14 protein-coding genes and 1 pseudogene are annotated in these 17,015 nt (G+C 71.0%); 8 read left to right on the plus strand and 7 right to left on the minus strand.

Going from position 1 to position 17,015, the window contains the following annotated elements:
* The first annotated feature begins 68 nt into the window (after nucleotides 1–68).
* Nucleotides 69–1,304 carry a hypothetical protein gene (locus ACTWP5_RS28170; RefSeq protein WP_443223968.1) on the plus strand — a complete coding sequence of 412 codons (1,236 nt, stop codon included), beginning with the start codon at nucleotides 69–71 and terminating at the stop codon, nucleotides 1,302–1,304.
* The gene (locus ACTWP5_RS28175) at nucleotides 1,301–1,924 is read left to right on the plus strand and encodes a hypothetical protein (RefSeq protein ID WP_443223969.1); all 624 of its coding nucleotides are present in this window, start codon (nucleotides 1,301–1,303) and stop codon (nucleotides 1,922–1,924) included. The genes ACTWP5_RS28170 and ACTWP5_RS28175 overlap by 4 nt, the downstream gene beginning before the upstream one ends.
* A gap of 16 nt (nucleotides 1,925–1,940) precedes the next feature.
* On the opposite strand, the gene ACTWP5_RS28180 is transcribed toward ACTWP5_RS28175, so the two are convergent.
* The 4 genes from ACTWP5_RS28180 to ACTWP5_RS28195 form a co-directional block, all read right to left on the minus strand.
* Nucleotides 1,941–4,004 carry a tetratricopeptide repeat protein gene (locus tag ACTWP5_RS28180; RefSeq protein WP_443223970.1) on the minus strand — a complete coding sequence of 688 codons (2,064 nt, stop codon included), beginning with the start codon at nucleotides 4,002–4,004 and terminating at the stop codon, nucleotides 1,941–1,943.
* A gap of 337 nt (nucleotides 4,005–4,341) precedes the next feature.
* Nucleotides 4,342–7,425, minus strand: coding sequence for an AfsR/SARP family transcriptional regulator (locus tag ACTWP5_RS28185; protein WP_443223971.1), 3,084 nt, complete (start codon nucleotides 7,423–7,425; stop codon nucleotides 4,342–4,344).
* Nucleotides 7,426–7,938: 513 nt separating this feature from the next.
* Nucleotides 7,939–8,304 carry a hypothetical protein gene (locus tag ACTWP5_RS28190; RefSeq protein WP_443223972.1) on the minus strand — a complete coding sequence of 122 codons (366 nt, stop codon included), beginning with the start codon at nucleotides 8,302–8,304 and terminating at the stop codon, nucleotides 7,939–7,941.
* Nucleotides 8,295–8,546, minus strand: coding sequence for a hypothetical protein (locus ACTWP5_RS28195; protein WP_443223973.1), 252 nt, complete (start codon nucleotides 8,544–8,546; stop codon nucleotides 8,295–8,297). The genes ACTWP5_RS28190 and ACTWP5_RS28195 overlap by 10 nt, the downstream gene beginning before the upstream one ends.
* A 359-nt stretch (nucleotides 8,547–8,905) precedes the next feature.
* Between ACTWP5_RS28195 and ACTWP5_RS28200 the strand changes: the two genes are divergently transcribed.
* The 4 genes from ACTWP5_RS28200 to ACTWP5_RS28215 all read left to right on the plus strand — a co-directional run bounded on the left by ACTWP5_RS28200 (nucleotide 8,906) and on the right by ACTWP5_RS28215 (nucleotide 12,878).
* On the plus strand, nucleotides 8,906–9,730 hold the full coding sequence (locus ACTWP5_RS28200; RefSeq protein WP_443223974.1) for a helix-turn-helix domain-containing protein: 825 nt from the start codon (nucleotides 8,906–8,908) through the stop codon (nucleotides 9,728–9,730).
* Nucleotides 9,727–9,924 (plus strand): DUF397 domain-containing protein, encoded by a 198-nt coding sequence (locus ACTWP5_RS28205; protein WP_443223975.1) that lies wholly within the window; start codon nucleotides 9,727–9,729, stop codon nucleotides 9,922–9,924. Before ACTWP5_RS28200 ends, ACTWP5_RS28205 begins: the two co-directional genes overlap by 4 nt.
* A gap of 140 nt (nucleotides 9,925–10,064) precedes the next feature.
* Nucleotides 10,065–11,927 carry an AfsR/SARP family transcriptional regulator gene (locus ACTWP5_RS28210; protein WP_443223976.1) on the plus strand — a complete coding sequence of 621 codons (1,863 nt, stop codon included), beginning with the start codon at nucleotides 10,065–10,067 and terminating at the stop codon, nucleotides 11,925–11,927.
* Between the two features lie 192 nt (nucleotides 11,928–12,119).
* Nucleotides 12,120–12,878 carry a hypothetical protein gene (locus ACTWP5_RS28215; RefSeq protein ID WP_443223977.1) on the plus strand — a complete coding sequence of 253 codons (759 nt, stop codon included), beginning with the start codon at nucleotides 12,120–12,122 and terminating at the stop codon, nucleotides 12,876–12,878.
* Here the strand turns inward: ACTWP5_RS28215 and ACTWP5_RS28220 are convergent.
* Nucleotides 12,872–13,900: an alpha/beta fold hydrolase gene (locus ACTWP5_RS28220; RefSeq protein ID WP_443223978.1), complete on the minus strand. Its 1,029-nt coding sequence runs from the start codon at nucleotides 13,898–13,900 to the stop codon at nucleotides 12,872–12,874. The genes ACTWP5_RS28215 and ACTWP5_RS28220 overlap by 7 nt on opposite strands.
* Nucleotides 13,901–14,149: 249 nt before the next feature.
* On the opposite strand from ACTWP5_RS28220, the gene ACTWP5_RS28225 reads away from it, so the two are divergent.
* A complete protein-coding gene (locus ACTWP5_RS28225; RefSeq protein WP_443223979.1) occupies nucleotides 14,150–15,256 on the plus strand; it encodes an aminotransferase class V-fold PLP-dependent enzyme in 1,107 nt (368 codons plus the stop codon).
* 11 nt (nucleotides 15,257–15,267) lie between these two features.
* On the opposite strand, the gene ACTWP5_RS28230 is transcribed toward ACTWP5_RS28225, so the two are convergent.
* Entirely contained in the window at nucleotides 15,268–16,062 is a 795-nt protein-coding gene (locus ACTWP5_RS28230) for a helix-turn-helix domain-containing protein (protein WP_443223980.1), read from the minus strand.
* A gap of 181 nt (nucleotides 16,063–16,243) precedes the next feature.
* Here ACTWP5_RS28230 and ACTWP5_RS28235 point away from each other — a divergent pair, with 181 nt between their 5' ends.
* The gene (locus ACTWP5_RS28235; RefSeq protein ID WP_443223981.1) at nucleotides 16,244–16,708 is read left to right on the plus strand and encodes a nuclear transport factor 2 family protein; all 465 of its coding nucleotides are present in this window, start codon (nucleotides 16,244–16,246) and stop codon (nucleotides 16,706–16,708) included.
* Between the two features lie 93 nt (nucleotides 16,709–16,801).
* Here ACTWP5_RS28235 and ACTWP5_RS28240 read toward each other — a convergent pair.
* Nucleotides 16,802–17,015: pseudogene (locus ACTWP5_RS28240) on the minus strand (dihydroxy-acid dehydratase); the annotation flags it as partial.

The following is a 17,015-nucleotide window of genomic DNA, read 5'->3' on the forward strand; positions in this document are numbered from 1 at the left end:
ACCCGGTGGCCGCCCGGTCGCCGCCCCGGATCAGGGGGGTCCGGGAGAGATTCACCCAAGGATGGATCATGTCCACAGTCGTCGGCCTCACCGGGCCGACTCATCTTGAACGCGAGCAGTGGCTGACGGTTCGCGGCTGCAAGAAGGTACTCGCCGTCGTTCCGACGCTGACGTACGCGCAGCGTCTGCTCGACGACATCGTGCCACTGCTGGAGTCCGACTCCCGCATCGAGGTGTCCTTCGCCGTCCTGCCTCACCCGTTCGGCGAGGGCACCACCCACTTTCTGCACCGTCTCGGCTGTCCCGTGCTGCCCTGGGAGGTGGCGGTCGGGAGCGAGTTCGACCTGGCGCTCGCGGTCGGCAGGGAACGCATCGGGGAGTTACGCGCCCCGGTGGTCCTGCTCTCGCACGGCGCCGGACACAACAAGCGCAGGCGCCTCCCGCGCGGCGAGCGGGCCGAACTGCCCGGCGCGCTGGACCGCCACGGCGGTCTTCTCGACGCCGACGGCCGGGTGGTTCCCGCCGTGCTGGGACTCGCCCACGCCGACGAACTCGCCGTGCTGGCGCACGGCTGCCCGGAGGCGCTGGCGGTCGCCCACGTGGTGGGCGACCCCTCCTACGACCGGCTCGCGGTCAGCCTGCCGAATCGCGAGGCGTACCGCGCGGCGCTCGGCGTGGAACCGGACCAGACGTTCGTGGTGGCGACGACCACCTGGGGTCAGTCGGGCGCGTTCGGCCGCCTGCGGGCGCTGCTGCCGCGCATGCTCGGCGAGCTGCCCCGCCCCGCCTACCGCGCGGCCATGCTCGCCCACCCCAACGTGGCGGGCGCGCACGGGTGGTGGCAGGTGCGCGGCTGGCTGTCGGTGTGTCGCCAGGGCGACGTCCTGCTGGTGCCGCAGCCCGAGGTCGACTTCCGGGCGATCCTCTGCGCGGCCGACGTCGTCGTCGGAGATCACGGTTCGGTAACGTCCTACGCGACGCTCACCGATGCGCCGATCCTCCTCGCGGCCTATCCGTGGGAGGAGGTGCACGAGGGCTCGCCGGCGGCGGCGCTGGCGGTCACGGCCCTCGGCCTGACGCCGGAGAAGACGCTGGTGGAGCAGGTGGAGTACGCGCGGGAGTGCTACCGACGGGAGGAGTACGCGGCCGTGGCGGCCCGCATCTCCTCCGAGCCGGGCCGCTTCAACGCGCACCTCCGCCGGCTGATCTACCGGCGGCTCGGGATCAGCGAGCCCGCGTACCCGCCGGTGACCCGGCCGGTGCCGCTGCCGAGAGCGCTCGGCACCCTGGGGGTGACGGCATGACGGCGCGCGCGGACACCGGAGAGGGCACCGGCGTGGGCACGACGCCGCGCGTGGCGTGGGTGAGCGTCGCGGTGTGGCGGACCGGCGTCGGCCTCCACCGGCTGCCCCGCCCCGAGCGCCAGTACGTCGTGGTCCCGGCGGACCGCCCGGGCGGCCTGTGGCGGGTGTGGCTGGCCGGCCACGGCCACGTCGGCTCCCTGGACGGCCACACCAGCGCTCCGGTGACGGACGCCGGCGGGGCACCAGGCGCAGGAGAGCCGAGCGGGCAGGCGGAACGGGCCGACGTGCTGCGGTGGAGCGGCGACCCCGCCCTCCCCGCCGTGGAGGCCGTCGATCGGCTGCTCGACCGGTACCCCGGCTGCCTGCTCGCCCTCGCCCCGACCACGGACGGCGGCTGCGTGGCCGCCGCGCGGAACGGCACCCGCGTGGCGGCCGTCCCCACGGCGGCACGCCCGCCGGGCGTCAGGCCACGCATGACGGACGTGGAACGGTCGGCGTTCGCCTCGTTCCTCCACTCCCAACTGACGCTCGGGCTGCCCTGGGCACCGCCGGACGCGTTCCACAGCCTCCAGGAGGAGGGTGGCTCACCCCTGTGGCTGCACGTCAGGCCGCTGCTCTGATCAGCCTGTCGGAGGGTCAGTCCTCCCCGCCCCGGCCGGACGGAGCTCCTCGCGGATCCTCCGCGCGCTCCAGCCGGCGCAGGCTCTCGGTCACTCGCTGGGCCTCGGCCCGGCTGAGTCGGCCATAGATCGCCCCGGCGCGCCCGAGACAGTCTCGGGCGGCCGGGGCGTCACCACAGTCCTCGGCCAGCTCTCCCATGAGCTCCCAGGTGCGGCCCTGCCAGAACTCCGACCCCGCCGCCTCGAACTCCGTGAGGGCACCCCGCAGCTCGCTCTCGCCGGCCCGGCGCGCCGCGTCGTTGCCGCCGTGGCCGAGCGCGAAGCCCAGCAGCGCGCGGGCTCGCGGCGCGTCGTAGCGGTCCCGTTCGGCCAGGAGGTCGGTGCGGGCGCGGCGCAGGTACTCGACGGCGTCCCCGTACCGGCCCTCCTCTGAGGCGACCTCGCCCAGCCGCAGTCGCGCCAGCGCGGTCTGCCGCCGGTTGCCGGCGGCCTCGCGCAGCGCGAGAGCCTGCTCGTACAGCTCGGACGCGGCGGCCAGGCGGCCCACGACGCGGTGGCAGCTGCCGAGCGCGCTCAGCGCCTGTGCCTCGTTCAACGGGTCGTTGTCCTCGCGGGCCAGCTGAAGCGCGCGCGTCAGCCAGGGCACGGCCTCCTCGGGGCGCCCGGCCATGCGCAGGCCCTTGCCACCCGAGGTGAGCATGCGTGACTCGGCGGCTCGGTGTCCGTCGCGGCGTGCCGCCTCCGCCGCGAGGCCGTGCCCCTCGATCCACGAGTCGTACGCGCGCTGCCGCAGGAAGCTGGGCCACATCGCGTCCACCATCTGCCACACCGCACGGTCCCAGCCCGCCGCGTCCGCCGCGCGCAGCACCGCCATCAGGCTCTCGTGGCGGTGCTTCATCCAGGTCAGGGCCTCGCGTTCCTCGGTGAACGGGGCCGGTGTGGCGGGCTCGAAGAGGTACTCGCGCGGCATCGTGCGGTGTTGGGGCGCGAGCAGCGCCTCCGCCGCGGTCGCCCTGGCCAGGCACCAGTCAACGAGCCGGCGCAACCACTCCTCCCGGACCGGCGCGGCCTCCTCGGCCCGGCCGCGCTGCTCGGCGTGCAAACGCACCAGGTCGTGGAAGCGGTACCGGTCCGGGCCGACCGCCTCCAGCAGGTTCACCTCCACCAGGACGTCCAGCAGCACGTCGGCGTCGGCCTCGTCGAGACCGCTGGCGGCGGCGGTGAGCGCCGCGTCGAACTCCGTGACCGGCAGGACGCCCAGGCAGCGGTAGAGCCGCGCCACCTCCGGCCGCAGGGCGGCGTACGACTCGTCGAGGACCGACTGCATGGTGGGGGTGTCCTCCTCGGCCAGCAGCGCCGCGCCACTCAGCGCGGCCAGCCGCCCCAGTCCCCGGCTGAGGGAGGCGACCAGGCTGGTGAGGGGCTGCTCGGGTCTGGCGGCCAGGCGCGCGCCGGCCAGGCAGACCGCCAACGGCAGGAACGCGCACAGCCGCACCACCTCGTGCGCCTCGGTCTGTTCCCGCTCCACCCGCTCCCGACCGACGCTGCGCGAGAGCAGCTCGACGGCGGCGCCGTCGTCGAGCAGTCCCAGCGGGTGGAACGTCGCCCCGTCCGCGACCAGGCCCGTGAGCCGCAGCCGGCTGGTGACGACCACGAGGCTGCCCGGTGCGCTGGGTAACAGCGTGCGCACCTGGGCGGCGGTCGCCGCGTTGTCCAGCATCAGGGCGAACCGAAGGCCGGAGGTGACCGAACGCCACCGTGCCGTCAGCTCTGGCACCGAGGCGGGCACCTCGGTCTCCCCGAACGCCCGCAGCAGCATGCCGAGCACCTCGGCGGCGCTCGGCGGTGTGCCGGGCGCGAAGCCCCGGAGGTCCGCGTAGAGCTGACCGTCGGGAAACTCGCCCGAGCGGTCGCCCAACCAACGCGACACGAGGGCGGTCTTCCCCACACCACCGGGTCCGGTCACCACGATCACCAGGGGCGACGCCGGGTTCCGCCGGTTCCAGACGTCATCGAGCGCGTCGAGATCCGTTTCCCTGCCGGTGAAGTGCGCCGGGACGGGGAGCAGCTGACGTGGCACGGGGCGCCGGTTCGTCGGGGAGCGGTGATGCTGATGGATGTGGACCCCACCGGAGACGTCCCGAGCCTGGACGCTGGGGCCCCAGAGTTGCACTCCGTCCCCGACGACGTTCATGTGTTCCGAACCGCCGCCTGACACGGAGACCACGCCGGAATGCGCATCCGCCATCTGCCCTACCCCCTACGTTCCGACCATCCCCATGAGATGGGTTGCCCCTACAACCAGTCTCGTACCCGCCTCAATCGGTAACAAGAACGCCAACCCCACGTCTTCGAGCCCTCGAACGGAGAACCGACCCGCCGCGGCATTACTTTTTCTCTCTGATGACCGATGCGGATCACGATGACGGGACTCCTTTCGCCGTACGGGAACTCGCATCACGAAGGTGCCCGAGGAGCTTCCGTGCCTCCTCCGCCTCGGTGGCGGCCTGGACCCGCTCCGCGATGGCCAGCGCGTCTTCGAGGTGCTGGACGGCCGTCGACGCCGGGTCGTCATCGAGTCCGAGCCGCGTCAGTGCGATCTGGATGAGAACCTGGGTCTCCTCCAGGGCCGCGCCGATCTCGCGGGCCATGGCGAGGGCTGCGAGATGGTGGGGCAGTGCCTCGTCGGGCCGCCCGGTCAATCGAAGGGCCTTGCCGATGCCGTTGAGCACCAGCAGTTCACGGCGCCTCTCACCCATGTGGCGGAAGATTTTCAGGGATTCTCCGTAGAGCTCCAGCGCCCTTTCGGACTCCTCGAAGTCGAGGAGCAGCCCGGCGAGGTTCATCTGGATGGTCGCGCGGTACACGGGGCGGGCGTGGCGGGGCATGAGGTCCAGCGCCTTCTCGTAGGACGCGCGGGCGAGAGCGAACTCCCCCGTCTTCATGTACAGGTCCCCGAGGTTGTTGATGAGTATCGCCTGACCGCTCACCTCGCCGGTCTCACGGAGGAGGTCGAGCGCGTTCCGGAACGCCACGCGCGCCGCGTCGTGTTCTCCGAGATCCAGCAGCGTCACCGCCAGGTTGTTCTCGGCGCGGGCGCGGGCGAGAAGGTCGCCCGCGTCTCTGCGAAGGTCGAGGGCTCTCTGCTGGAGTTCACGCGCCCTGTGGAGGTCGCCCATGTGCTTGCAGGGGGTGGCCAGCTTGAGGAGGGTTTCGGACACCACCGCGCCGCTGTCGTGGCCGTCGGCGAGGAGCAGCGCGCGCTCGGCGGCCGCGACGGCATCCGGGTAGTTCCCCGCGTGGGTGTGGGTCTCCGTCAGGTCCAGCAGGGCACGGACCTCGGCCTTCGCGTTTCCCGTGGAACGCCAGTAGGCGACCGCGCGGGTGTGGAGCGACTCGGCGAGGGCTCCGTGGTGCTCGCCGTTGAGGAATCCTCCCATCGCGTTCGCGAAGAGCGCCGCGCGCTCGGGCGGGCCGATCTCCCAGGCACGTTCGGCGGCGAGGACCAACGTGTCCAGCTCGCGGGTGAACCATCGGTGGGCGGCACTCGGGTCCTCCCACGACGGGAGCGCGGCCGGCACCCGCGCGACGGCGACCGGTATGCGCGGACGGTCCGGGTACAGCAGGCGGTCGGCCTGGTCCGCGGCGACGAGGAAGTAGTCCAGCAGCCGCTCCGTGGCCTCGGCGGCCTGGTCTCCGGACTCCTCCGTCGCCACGAGGGTGCGGGCGTACTCGCGGAGAAGGTCGTGCGTGGTGTACCGGAAGGGGACGGGTTCCAGGATGAGGTGACCGTCGAGCAGGGCGTCGAGCACGGCCTCCGTCTCGCCCAGGCCCACACCGGCGAGCGCCGCCACCCCGTACGCGTCGAACTCCGCGCCGACATGCAGAGCCAGGCGGCGGAAGACGAGCCGCTGCGTGTCGGAGAGACGTTCACAGGAGAGGGCGAACGCCTGCGCGACGGCCTTGCTGCCGTGGCGCATCTCCGACAGCGGTCGCTCCGTGGCCTGCAGACGATCGAGGAGGTTGGAGACCTCCCACGTGGGGTGGGAGATCATCCGACGGGCGAGCAGCTCGATGGCGAGCGGCAGACGATCGGAGCGCCGGATGACCTCGGTCAGCTCGCCGCTGTCGGCGCCCCTGCCATCCCCCACCGTGCGCCGGAACAACGCGGCGGCGTCCGCCTCGGTCAACACCTCCAATGAAACGGACAGTTCGCCGGGCAGTCCGGTGAGACGTTGACGGCTCGTCACGATGACGGCGGACGCCGACCCGCTCCCCGGCAGGAGAGGCATCAGCTGTTCGAGGCCGGCGGCGTCGTCGAGGAGCACGATGGCCCTGCGCCGCGCCAGCAGGTTGCGCCAGAGCGAGGCGGCGGCGTCGAGGGAGGTGGGTATCTCCGCGGAGGAGACGTGGAAGGTGCGCAGCAGGCTGCCCAGCGCGGCCTCGGGGGCCATGGGCGTCTGGTTGCCCGTGTGGGCGTGGAGTTTCAGGTAGATCTGGCCGTCGGGGTAGTGCTCCCTCAGCTCGTGGGCGGCGTGGAGCGCGAGCGCCGTCTTGCCGACACCGGGCATTCCCGTGACGGAGACCACGGCGATGTCGTCACCCGCCTGCTCGGGCGTGGAGGTCAGTGCCTGCTGGATACGGTGAAGCTCGGCCAGTCGGCCGACCAGAGGACCCCGTCTCAGCAGGGTGTTCGGCCTGGGCAGCTCCGAGGGTCGAGCGGACGAAGTCCTCGGGGGCTTCGGCACCAGGTCGTGAATCGGCGTGCCGCGCAGGATCTCGTCCTGGAGACGACGCAGGCGCTCGCCGGGCTCACTGGCGCTGTCATCACGGAGGCGGCGCCGGATCGTTGAGAACGCGGAGAGCGCCTGCTGAGTCAGGCCACGGCCGTGGAGAGCGAGCATCAGACGCTCGGCCAGGGCCTCGTCGGCGGGGTGCTGGACGGTGAGCGGAGACAGGAGCGTGACGGCGGAGGAGAAGTCACCGCGTCGGAGGGCGATGTCGGCACGGAGCAGCGCCATGGCGAGGTACTGGTGCGTGAGCGCGAGGCGTAAGTTCTCTACCCACAGGCCCGTTAACCCGGCTAAGGGTTCCCTCCACAGCCGGTCGGCCTCGTCCAGCAGGCGAAGCGCCCGGTCGTCCTCGCCGAGGTCCGCGAGCCTGCGGGCCTCCGCGCCGAGCCCGGCGTGGCGGTGGGCGTCCACCGAGCGGGGGTCGACGTCCAGCAGGTAGGTGCCGTTCCTGGACCGGATGTGCGGCCCGCCGACGGGTGCGAGGGACTGGATCGCGACGCGGAGCCGGCTGATGTAGGGGTGGAGGTTGCCGCGCGCGTTCCTTGGCGGCGTGTCCTCCCATACCCGGTCGATGAGCAGGTCGGCCGGAACCGGGCGGCCGGCCTCGTAGGCGAGGCAGGCACACACGAGGCGTTCCTTGGTCGACCCCAGGGTGTGCGTGCGCCCGTGGGCTCGCAGTTCGACGTTGCCGAGGATGCAGAACTCCATGGGCCCCTCATTCCCTGCCACGATGTGCCGGGTCGTCTCTGTCATGAGAATGACAGGAGCGGCCAGCCCACACCATGACGACCGTTAGAACCGCGATCCGTGTGACCCTGGCGCCGCAAAGTGACCTGCGTTATGGCGACGCTCATGGTCGGACGTGTGAAATGGGGATGGCCACTCGGCGCTGACAGAGCCAGAGCCCCACAGTACGACAAATGGCCACCTATCACACTTTAAGATCCCCTCAGTTGATCTCGCATGATCGAGATTTGACACAGACAGTCATTCCATGCTCACATTAGGTCCCGCCCTGGAACAAGCGCACCAGTGGCCACACCAGCACCACAAGAACAGTTGGGTGAGCAATGCGTTTTCTGCGAGCCGTCGGAATCGTTTGCGCGATGGCAGCGACGTTCGTCTTCATCAGTGCCGGCGTCGCGAGTGCGGACTGCATACTTTTCAAGGAATCGAGTGGGCAGCACGTCACGGATTCTGCTCAGTGAACGACGGTTTCTTTCATTTGTTTCGACGCGCCCGATGAGCTTGGACGAAGCTCCTGACGGAAACTCCCCGATCTCGCAGATAACGCTCGACCGTCGCCGGATTGAGCCCGAAGGGTCGTGCCGTTCTGACAAACGACGCGCCACTCAGGTAGAGCCGGACGATGTCATCGCCGTGCTCCTCCAAAATGCGGGCCACCTCTCGCCGCCGATGACTCCCCAGCCGCTGGTTCCCCGGGGCCTGGCGAACGGGGATACCAGCGGCAACGAGCACCTTCCGGATGAGGTATCGACTGCCGAAGTCCTTTCCGATGCTGTGCATGGACTCACCGGCCTGGTAGCGCCGGATGACCTCGGCGCGTTCCCACTCCTTCATCGCCATCGGACGCCTTCCTCCTGCTTGTCCTGGTGCTGTCGGTCGATCAGTTGAATCACCTGCCGCAGGCAGGGCGCGCAGGCGTACATGTGCACGCGGGCCCGGCCGTGCGTCGAGCTCGCGTAGACCACCGCCCCGGCCCACCGAACCGGGGCTTCTGCGGTCGCGCACAGCCAGCACAGCCCTCGGCCCCAGCCGTCGCGGTCACGAAGCTGCACGGGTGTGGGGGCCGCGAGCGTGAACTCCACCTCCGGAACGTCGGCGACGGCCGAAGGCGGGGCTGCCGCACGCGCGTGCCGCCCCGTCACGGCCGCTTCCAGGTCAGGCCGACCAGGCTCTCCTGATTGGCCCCTTCACGCGCCTCCGCAACTCCTCGACGGAGGTCGCGGCGGAGTCACCGCTCGTCGCCGTGGTCTCCGTCGAAGCGGGCTGCGGGGAAGCGGGCTGCGGTGCGGGGGATTGGGTGGAGCGTGCGTGCGCAGGCACCGAGGATCACCGTCCTCCGGTTCGTACTGTGACTGACTGACTACGATGCTGCGCCGAAAGGAGTACGCTGACTAGGGCAAACGGGGTGACAAGTCCCGGCAGTCAAAGGGTGGTTGTTCGATTGACTGAGTACGACGAGGACGGACGCGGCAATCTGCGACGGATGTTGGGAGAGGAGGTGAAGAGCCAGCGCGAGCGCCGTGGGTGGACGCAGAAGGACCTGGAAGCCAAGACGAGGTACAACCATGCGTATTTCAGCCGCGTGGAAAGCGGCGACCAGCTTCCTTCCGAAGCTCTGGCAACCGGACTTGACGTGCTTTTCGAGAATGGCGGCGTGATCAGCCGAATGCTCGAAGCTATCAAGCGAGGTTCGATCCATGACTACAGCCGGGGTGCAGCGAAGAAGGAACGAAAAGCCACTCGCATCCAGGTCTTCAACAGCAGCCTCGTCCCAGGGCTACTTCAAAGCGAAGACTACATGCGCGCGCTGTTCACGTCCTCCACACCTGGCATCTCCGAAGAAGAGGTCAATGCATCTGTTGTCGGACGCATGAACCGACAGAAGGTCTTCGAGCGCGAGGATCCTCCTCTCTACTGGGCCATCATGGATGAGGCTGCCCTGAAACGGCCAATAGGCGGAAGAGAATGCATGGCGAGGCAGTGCGAGAATCTAGTTCGGGCCACACAGTCACCGAACGTAACCGTTCAGGTTTATCCGTTTGACCAGGGCGGATACCCGATGCTAGGAGGGAGCTTGACGCTGCTGGCCATGCCTGACGGTGAGCACCTCGCCCACGTCGAGAATTTCAAGTCTGGCGAACTAGTGGAGTCGCCGAAGCGGGTCGCCGAGCTCACTCAGCTCTTCGATTGGGTTCGCATGTACGCGCTGTGCCCAGTTGAGTCCTTGAAGCTCATTGAGAAGTATATGGAGGATTACACGATATGACCGCACCTGACCTGAAATCCGCCATATGGCGCAAGTCCAGCTACAGTCCGGGCGGTATGGAGAACGGAGACTGCGTTGAGATTGCTGACGCCGCCCCCGGCGTCGTCCCCGTCCGCGACAGCAAGCGCGCCGACAGCCCCGTCCTCATCGTGCCGGCACATGCCTGGAGCACCTTCGTGCAAACACTCAAGTAGGCCCACGCACCCATCCGCCGGCCCTCGGGCATAGGCCCGAGGGCCTTTGCACGCACCGGGACTGTTGATCTCGCGAATGGGAAGCATCCTCCCATCGAAGCCCTCCCGCGTGGTGGGAGACGGCCGAAGGGGGATGCACGGTGGCATTGGAGTGTCGCTTACTCGGCGCGATCGAGTTATGGGGGAACGGGGCGCCCCAGCCCCTGGGAAGGCGGCAGGAGGCGAAGGTGTTCGCCTGTCTCGCGCTGCGAGTCGGTGACGAGGTCCCGGTCGACACCCTGATCGAGCAGGTCTGGGACGACGGCCCTCCGCAGGCCACCCGAGCGAACTTACAGGTCGCCGTCTCGCGGCTGAAGCGGAAGCTCGGGCCTCTCAAGGTGGAGCACCGTGGGGACACCTACGTGTTACGGGCGGATCGGGAGGCCGTCGACGCTCACCAGTTCGTCGCGCTCGTTGACGAGGCGCAGCAGCTCCACGACAGGGGCGACGAGGACAAGGCCCTGTTCGTCGCCGACCAGGCGCACCCGTTGTGGCGGGGAGAACCGCTGGCCGGGCTGTCGGGCGTGTGGCCCGAGGAGAAGCGCATCTGGCTGCGGTGCGTGAGACGCCGCATCATCGTGATCGAGTCCGACATCGGTTTACGACGTGGGGCGTTCAACGAGGTCGCCGGTGAGCTGACCCGCCTCACCTCGGACTACCCGGACGACGAAGCCCTGGCCGAACGCCGCGTGCTGGCTCTCTACGGCGACGGGCAGACAGGTGTGGCTTTAGAGGCGTGCGAGAGAATCCTGAGGCGGCTTCGTGCCCGGCACCACCGCAGCTCCGCCCGATTTCAAGGGATTGTCGCGGCCATCCGAAACGATGTTCCGGTAGAGAACCTGCTTCCCCACCAGGGCCGGCCGTCTCCTGCCGTAACCATCGGGCGGAATCCTCGGTTGACAGGGAAAGTTGACGGAAAGGACGAAAAGGTGCAGCGCAGGCGATTCGTTGCTCATGCCCTCGGCGTCACCGCCTCCGTCGCAGCCGGAACCACCGAGGCAGCGGCCCAGTCCCCTCGGCCGACCGCCCCCGTCGAGGCCATGCTCTTCACGCCGTCAGCCGAGGTGGCCGAACCCACTCCGCTCAACCAACTCGTCGGTGAACTCCGCGCCGCACGCGGTCACCTGCGCGCCGCCCGTTACGAGGAACTCGGCAGGGTTCTTCCTCGCCTCATCGCGTCCGCCGAGGCCCGGCGGGACCAGCTCGCGGGCAGGGCCCGGGAAACGGCCCACGCCATGGTGGCGCGCGCGTACGTGCTGGCGTCCGAACTCGCCACCAAGACACGCTCGGACATGTCGTGGCAGACGGCCGGACGAGCCCTGACCGCCGCCGAGGCCAGCGGGCGGCCGACCGTCATCGGCGAGGCCGCCCGCGTCCTGGCGATCAGGATGCGGCAGTCCGGCAGCCACCGGGAGGCCATCGACCTCCTGGAGAGCAAGGCGCGCTCGCTCGCGGAACACGACGATCCCCGCTCCCCGGAACGCGCCGCCTATGCCTCCCTGATGCTGACCGCCGCGTACACGGCCGCACAGACCCAGGACCGTTCCCGGGCGCTCGACCTGGCGGGTGAGGCGACCGAGTGGGCCCGGCGCTTCGCGGCCGAGGCTCCCGAAGGCGAGTCGACGGTGGACGTCACCCCCGCCCAGTGCGCGCTCTACCTGATCTCGATCCACACCAGGCTCGGGACACCGGACGAGGGCGTTCCGCACGCCCGGCAGATCGCTCCCGCCCGCCTCCCGAGCGCGGAGCGCCGCGCCCGCTACTACACCGACTGTGCCCGGATGTGGCACCGGATGGATGACCACCGCCGCATGTTCGCCGCGCTGCGTGCCATCGACGAACACGCTCCCGAGGAGGCCCGCCGGCCCTCGGTGCGGGACCTGACCAGCGCGCTGCTCGCCGTGCGGCCGGGGCTTCCCGGTCTGTGGCAGTTCGCCGCGCGCACCGGAGCGACGCCCGCCTGAGTGCGGGCCTCCCGGGTTCGTCGGGTTCGTCAGGTTCATCGGACTCATCGGACTCGTCGGGCCCCGGTGAGGCGGGGCGGTGGATCCTGATCGCTCGCCTCACGGGACCGTTCGGGTGGTCGAGTCGGGCCTGGGCGAGCGTGAACGGCATGCCGTGCGGCGTCGTGCCCCGACATCGCGAGGATGAGCGCCATGGAACGGATGCTCGGTGCGCTGGGCACGATCGCCACCATCCTGGGAATCGTCACCCAGTACCTCGACTACCGCATGCGGCGCGACGCGAGCCGCCGCGCTGCCCAGCAGCCGTCCCGCGTGAGCGGCGAGCCACCGCGGCCGGTCCGTGAGGAGGCTCGTGAACGGCCGCCGAGCCCGCGCGAGGAAGCCGAAACGGAAACGGAAACGGCGGCGGGAGCGGGTCGTCGGCTGTGGAGACGCAAGACTGCCCCGGCTCCGGTGCCGGAGGGACGGGAGACCATGCCGCGAGCCGTACAGGCGCTGTCCGTTCTGCTGCTGACCGCCTGCGTCCTGAGCCTCGTCGTCGCGTATCTGTTCGCCTCCACCCTGCTGCGCAACGTGGACAACTTCGGGTACGAGGTGGACTCCCTTCCTCGCGGGCTGGTCGTCCTGATCTCCGGTGTCTTCACCCTGCTGGTCGCGGCGATCGTGGTGCCGGGAGCCGTGCGCCGCTGGTACCAGCTCCGCCACGGCGACGAGATGTTCCGCGTCAAGCTGATCAGTGCCGCCGTGGCCACCCTCTTCCTCGGCGTGGCGCTGGTGGTGGCGACCCTCGTGGTGGACGACGTCACCGACGTGAGGATTCCCGACGACGTCTCCCGGGTGGTCGCCCTGTTCCTCATCTACGTGATCATCGTCGACCTCGGGTATCTCCTCCTGCTGGCCCTCCCCAGCGTCCGTCGCTGGTTCGAGGAGCACCACCCGCGTCCTCAGTAGGCCGGTCCCGAGGTCCCGGGGGTGTCGAGGGTGCTGAGCCAGGTGGTCAGGAGCCGGTTGACGGTCTCGGGGCGCTCCTGCTGGATCCAGTGCCCGGTGTCGTCGAGGACGTGGGAGGCGGACAGGCCGGGGAGCGTGGTCGGGAAGGCCGCGATCGCCTCGGCGAGCCACGTCGTCGAGGCGTCGGCCGCGCCGCCGACGAAGAGCGACGGCTGGAGGACGGGGGCACCGGCGTGGGCGGCCAGGTCCTCCCAGTCCCGGTCCATGTTCCGGTAGCGGTTCAGCGCCCCGGTCAGTCCGGTGCGCTCGAACTCCCCGGCGTACACGTCGAGATCGTCCTCGCCGAGCCAGGCGGGCGAGGGCCCCGTGGGAAAACGGTCGCGCAGCAGCCCGCCCGGGCTGACGAAGTGCGGGTCGGGCGCGTCGGGCGCGGGCATCGTGTCGGCGGACAGGGCGGCGTAGATGCCGGCGAGCCAGCCGCGCACGTCGGGCTCGATCTCCGCCTCGGCACGGCCGGCCCGCTGGAAGTAGGAGACGTAGAACTCGTCGGCTCCGCCCATCCCGGCGAAGACCTCGCTCGGCCTCGGGCCGCCGGGCGGGGTGTAGGGCACGCTGAGCAGCCCGACCGCGCGGAAGACGTCGGGTCGCAGGAGCGCGGAGGTGGCGGCGACGGACGCGCCCCAGTCGTGCCCGACGATCACCGCGGTGCGCTCGCCCAGGGCCTCCACCACGGCGACGGCGTCGGCGACCAGCTCCAGCATCCGGTACGCCTCGACCGGCTCGGGCTTCGAGGAACGCCCGTAGCCGCGGACGTCGACGGCCACCGCGCGGAAGCCGGCGGCGGCGATCGCCGGCAGCTGGTGACGCCAGGAGTACCAGGACTCGGGGAAGCCGTGCACGAGCAGCACGAGCGGGCCGTCGCCCTGCTCGACGAGGTGGGTGCGCCCGGCGGGCGAGGGCACGAGCCGGTGGCGGGCGTGGGGGGCGTCGCCGCTGGGGTGCGCGGCGGAGGGCTGCGGCATGGGTCCTCCCGGGGTGGCCGAGACCGACTGGCTGGTCCAGCATGCGGGGGAACCCGTCCGAGACGCGCGTTCTGTTGCCGTGTCGGCAAGATCGGCCCGGCCCGCCGGGTGAGGACGGTGGAGGCGGGGCGGGGAGGGAGCCGGGCCCGGGAAAATCACCGGCCGCCGCTCCCCCACCGCACGTACGCTGACGGCGGCCTCCGCCACCGGGGGCCGCCGACGTCGATCTTCGGTCAGGAGGCCGCAGGCGTGGACCTCGCAGAGTTCCGTGGTCAGTTCCCCGTTCTCGACCGTCTCACGTGGCTGTTCACCCCCAGCTGCGGACCCGCCGCGCGGCCGGTGACGCGGGCCGTGCGGGAGGAGCTCGACCGCTGGGAGGAGGGGGAGTTCTCCTGGGAGGAACGGGACCGGGCCGCGCAGCGCAGCCGGGAACAGCTCGCGGCGCTGCTCGGCGTCGCGGCCGAGGACGTGGCGTTGACGCAGTCGCTCTCGGAGGCCGCGGCGACGGTGGCCGCGTCGTTGCCGGCCGGGAGCCGGGTGGTGGTGGGCGCGCGGGAGTACCGCAGCAACGTCTTCCCGTGGCTCGCGGCGGGACGGCGCGGCGGCGTGCGCGTGCACGAGGTGCCGATGCCCGAGGGATGTCTGCGCGGCGAGGAGGTGGTCGCGGCGATCACCGGGGACACGACGCTCGTGGCGGTCAGCGACGTGCAGTCGGCCTCGGGCTGGCGAACGGACCTGACGGCCGTCGCGGCGCGCTGCCGTGAGGTCGGGGCACGGCTGTTCGTGGACGCCACGCAGAGCGCGGGCGTGCTGCGGCGGCCCGAGGGCGTGGATCCGGACTTCGTCGCCGTCCACGGCTACAAGTGGCTGCTCGCTCCCCGGGGAGCGGCCTGGCTGTACGTGCGCCGCGACCGGATCGACGAGCTGGAGCCGCTGGCGCCCAACCACATGGGCACCTCCCACCCGTGGCGTGACTTCTACGGCGGGCCGCTGTCGCACGCGCCCGGCGCCCGCAAGCTCGACCTGTCGCTGTGCTGGCCCTCGTGGGCGGGGGCCGCGGCGGCGCTCGACCTGGTCGGCCGGCTCGACGCCGTGGCCGTCGAACGGCACGCGCTCCGGCTCGCCGAGCGGCTGCGGGAGGGAGCCACTGCGCTGGGCCTGACCTGCACCCCGACCGAGCTGCCCAGCCACATCGTCACGGTCCGCGTCCCCGACGCGGACGCGGCGGTGCGGAGCCTTGAGGAGCGGAAGGTACGGGCCACGGCGCGGGCCGGGGTGCTGCGGCTCGGCTTCCACGGCTTCAACACCGACGAGGACGTCGACCGGGTGCTGGCGGCGCTGTCCGGACTCGCGTGAGCGGTGTCGGGTCACCGGGGCGGCGGTGCCGCCATGCTTCGCAGGAGGTCGGCCGTCGCCGGGTCGGCCGGGAAGAAGGTCTCGATGGCGATCTCGTCGAGGGTCACGTCGCGGGGTGAGCCGAAGAGCGTCGTCGTGTAGAGCAGGCTGAGGTCGCCGTGGTCGGAGGCCAGGAGGAGGGGGACGGCGAGGTCGTTGGTCGGGTGCTGGTCGGCGTGGCCCTCGGGGAGTGGGTAGGACTCGATCTCGGCGAGCAGTTCGGGCAGTCCCTCGGCGGCGGTGCGGGCGAGCTGGCGGCGGACGCGGCGCAGCACGTGGTCGCGCCACTGGGCGAGGTTGCGGATCCGTCGGGAGAGGCCGTCGGGGTGGAGGGTGGCGCGCAGCACGTTGAGCGGGGGTCCGCTCAACGCGGGCGGGAGGCCGGACAGGAAGGCCGTCGCGGCGCCGTTTGCGGCCAGCAGCTCCCAGCGGACGTTGACCGCGAGGGCGGGGTTGGGCTCGTGGCCCGTCAGGACGGTCTCGACGACGGCGCGGGCGGCGCCGAGGTCGGCGAGCGGGCGTTCGGGGTGGGCCGGCGCGAACCCCGCCGCCAGGTGGAAGGCGTTGCGTTCCCGCAGGGGCACGTCGAGTTCCTCGCACAGCCGCTCGATCATGGCGCGGCTGGGGGTGGCCCGCCCGGTCTCGATGAAGCTCAGGTGACGTGCGGAGAGCTGAGCGGCGAGCGCGACGTCCAGCTGGGAGCGGTGGCGGCGTTCCCGCCACCGCCGCACCAGCGACCCGACCGGCTCCGTGGTGAGCGTGACCATGTTCCGAAGGCTCGCCGACCGGCCGGGCCGGGGCAACTACCTCGCACGTAATCGACACCGTGCCGCCGACACCGCAGGGTCGAGACAGGTGCCGACACGGGCACCCCGACGCGGCGACGCGGAGACGCGGCGCCACGTCGAGCGGTGAGTCCCGCGTGACGAGAGGGAGAGTCTGCCAGCCATGAACGAGAACGAGAACGAGCACGAGCACACGGACGAGGGCACGGTCGCGGCCAGGAACGTCGACGGCTACCTGCGGTTCTGGAACGCCGAGGCGCCCGAGGAGCAGCGGCGCCTGGCGTCGGCCACGTTCACCGACGACGTCGAGTACCGGGCGCCGGTCGGCGTCCTCAGCGGACCGTCCGCGCTGATGGGCTTCCGCGAGCAGTTCGCGGGGCACATGGGCGCGGTGGTCTTCCGGGCGCGGCGCGATCCGGAGATCCACCACGGGCGGGCCCGGTTGCTGTGGGCGATCGACGCCGACGGGAAGGAGCCGTTCGCCACGGGCACCGACGTGCTGGTCCTCGACGCCGACGGCAGGATCAGCGCGATCACCACCTTCCTCGACCAGGCGCCCGAGGGCTTCGACCCGGACGCCCACGGCGACGACCACGCCCACCACGGGCACGGCGGCGACGACGGGTAGCGGCCGGGGTGGCCGGCGTCACCGTTCGGTCGCGTGGGCCGGTGGGCCGGTGGGCCGGGCTGCCCAGGTACCGGGCAGCCCGGGGCCGGTTGTTCAGTGGGAGTGGCGGGGGACGTGGTGGCCGCTGGTGCCGGTGAGGAAGTCGAGGTCGGCGCCTTCGTTGGCTTGGAGGACGTGTTCGGTGTAGAGGCGGGTCCAGCCGCGTTGGGTGGCGTGGGCGGCGGCTGGGTGGGGTGGGGGTGGGGTGTGCGTGGCGGCGCGGGTGGCGCGTTCGGTGTCGGGGATGTCGAGGTCGAGGCGGCGGTTG

This window comes from Streptomyces sp. 4N509B (genome assembly GCF_052245655.1).
In the GTDB taxonomy this organism is placed as follows: domain Bacteria; phylum Actinomycetota; class Actinomycetes; order Streptomycetales; family Streptomycetaceae; genus Streptomyces.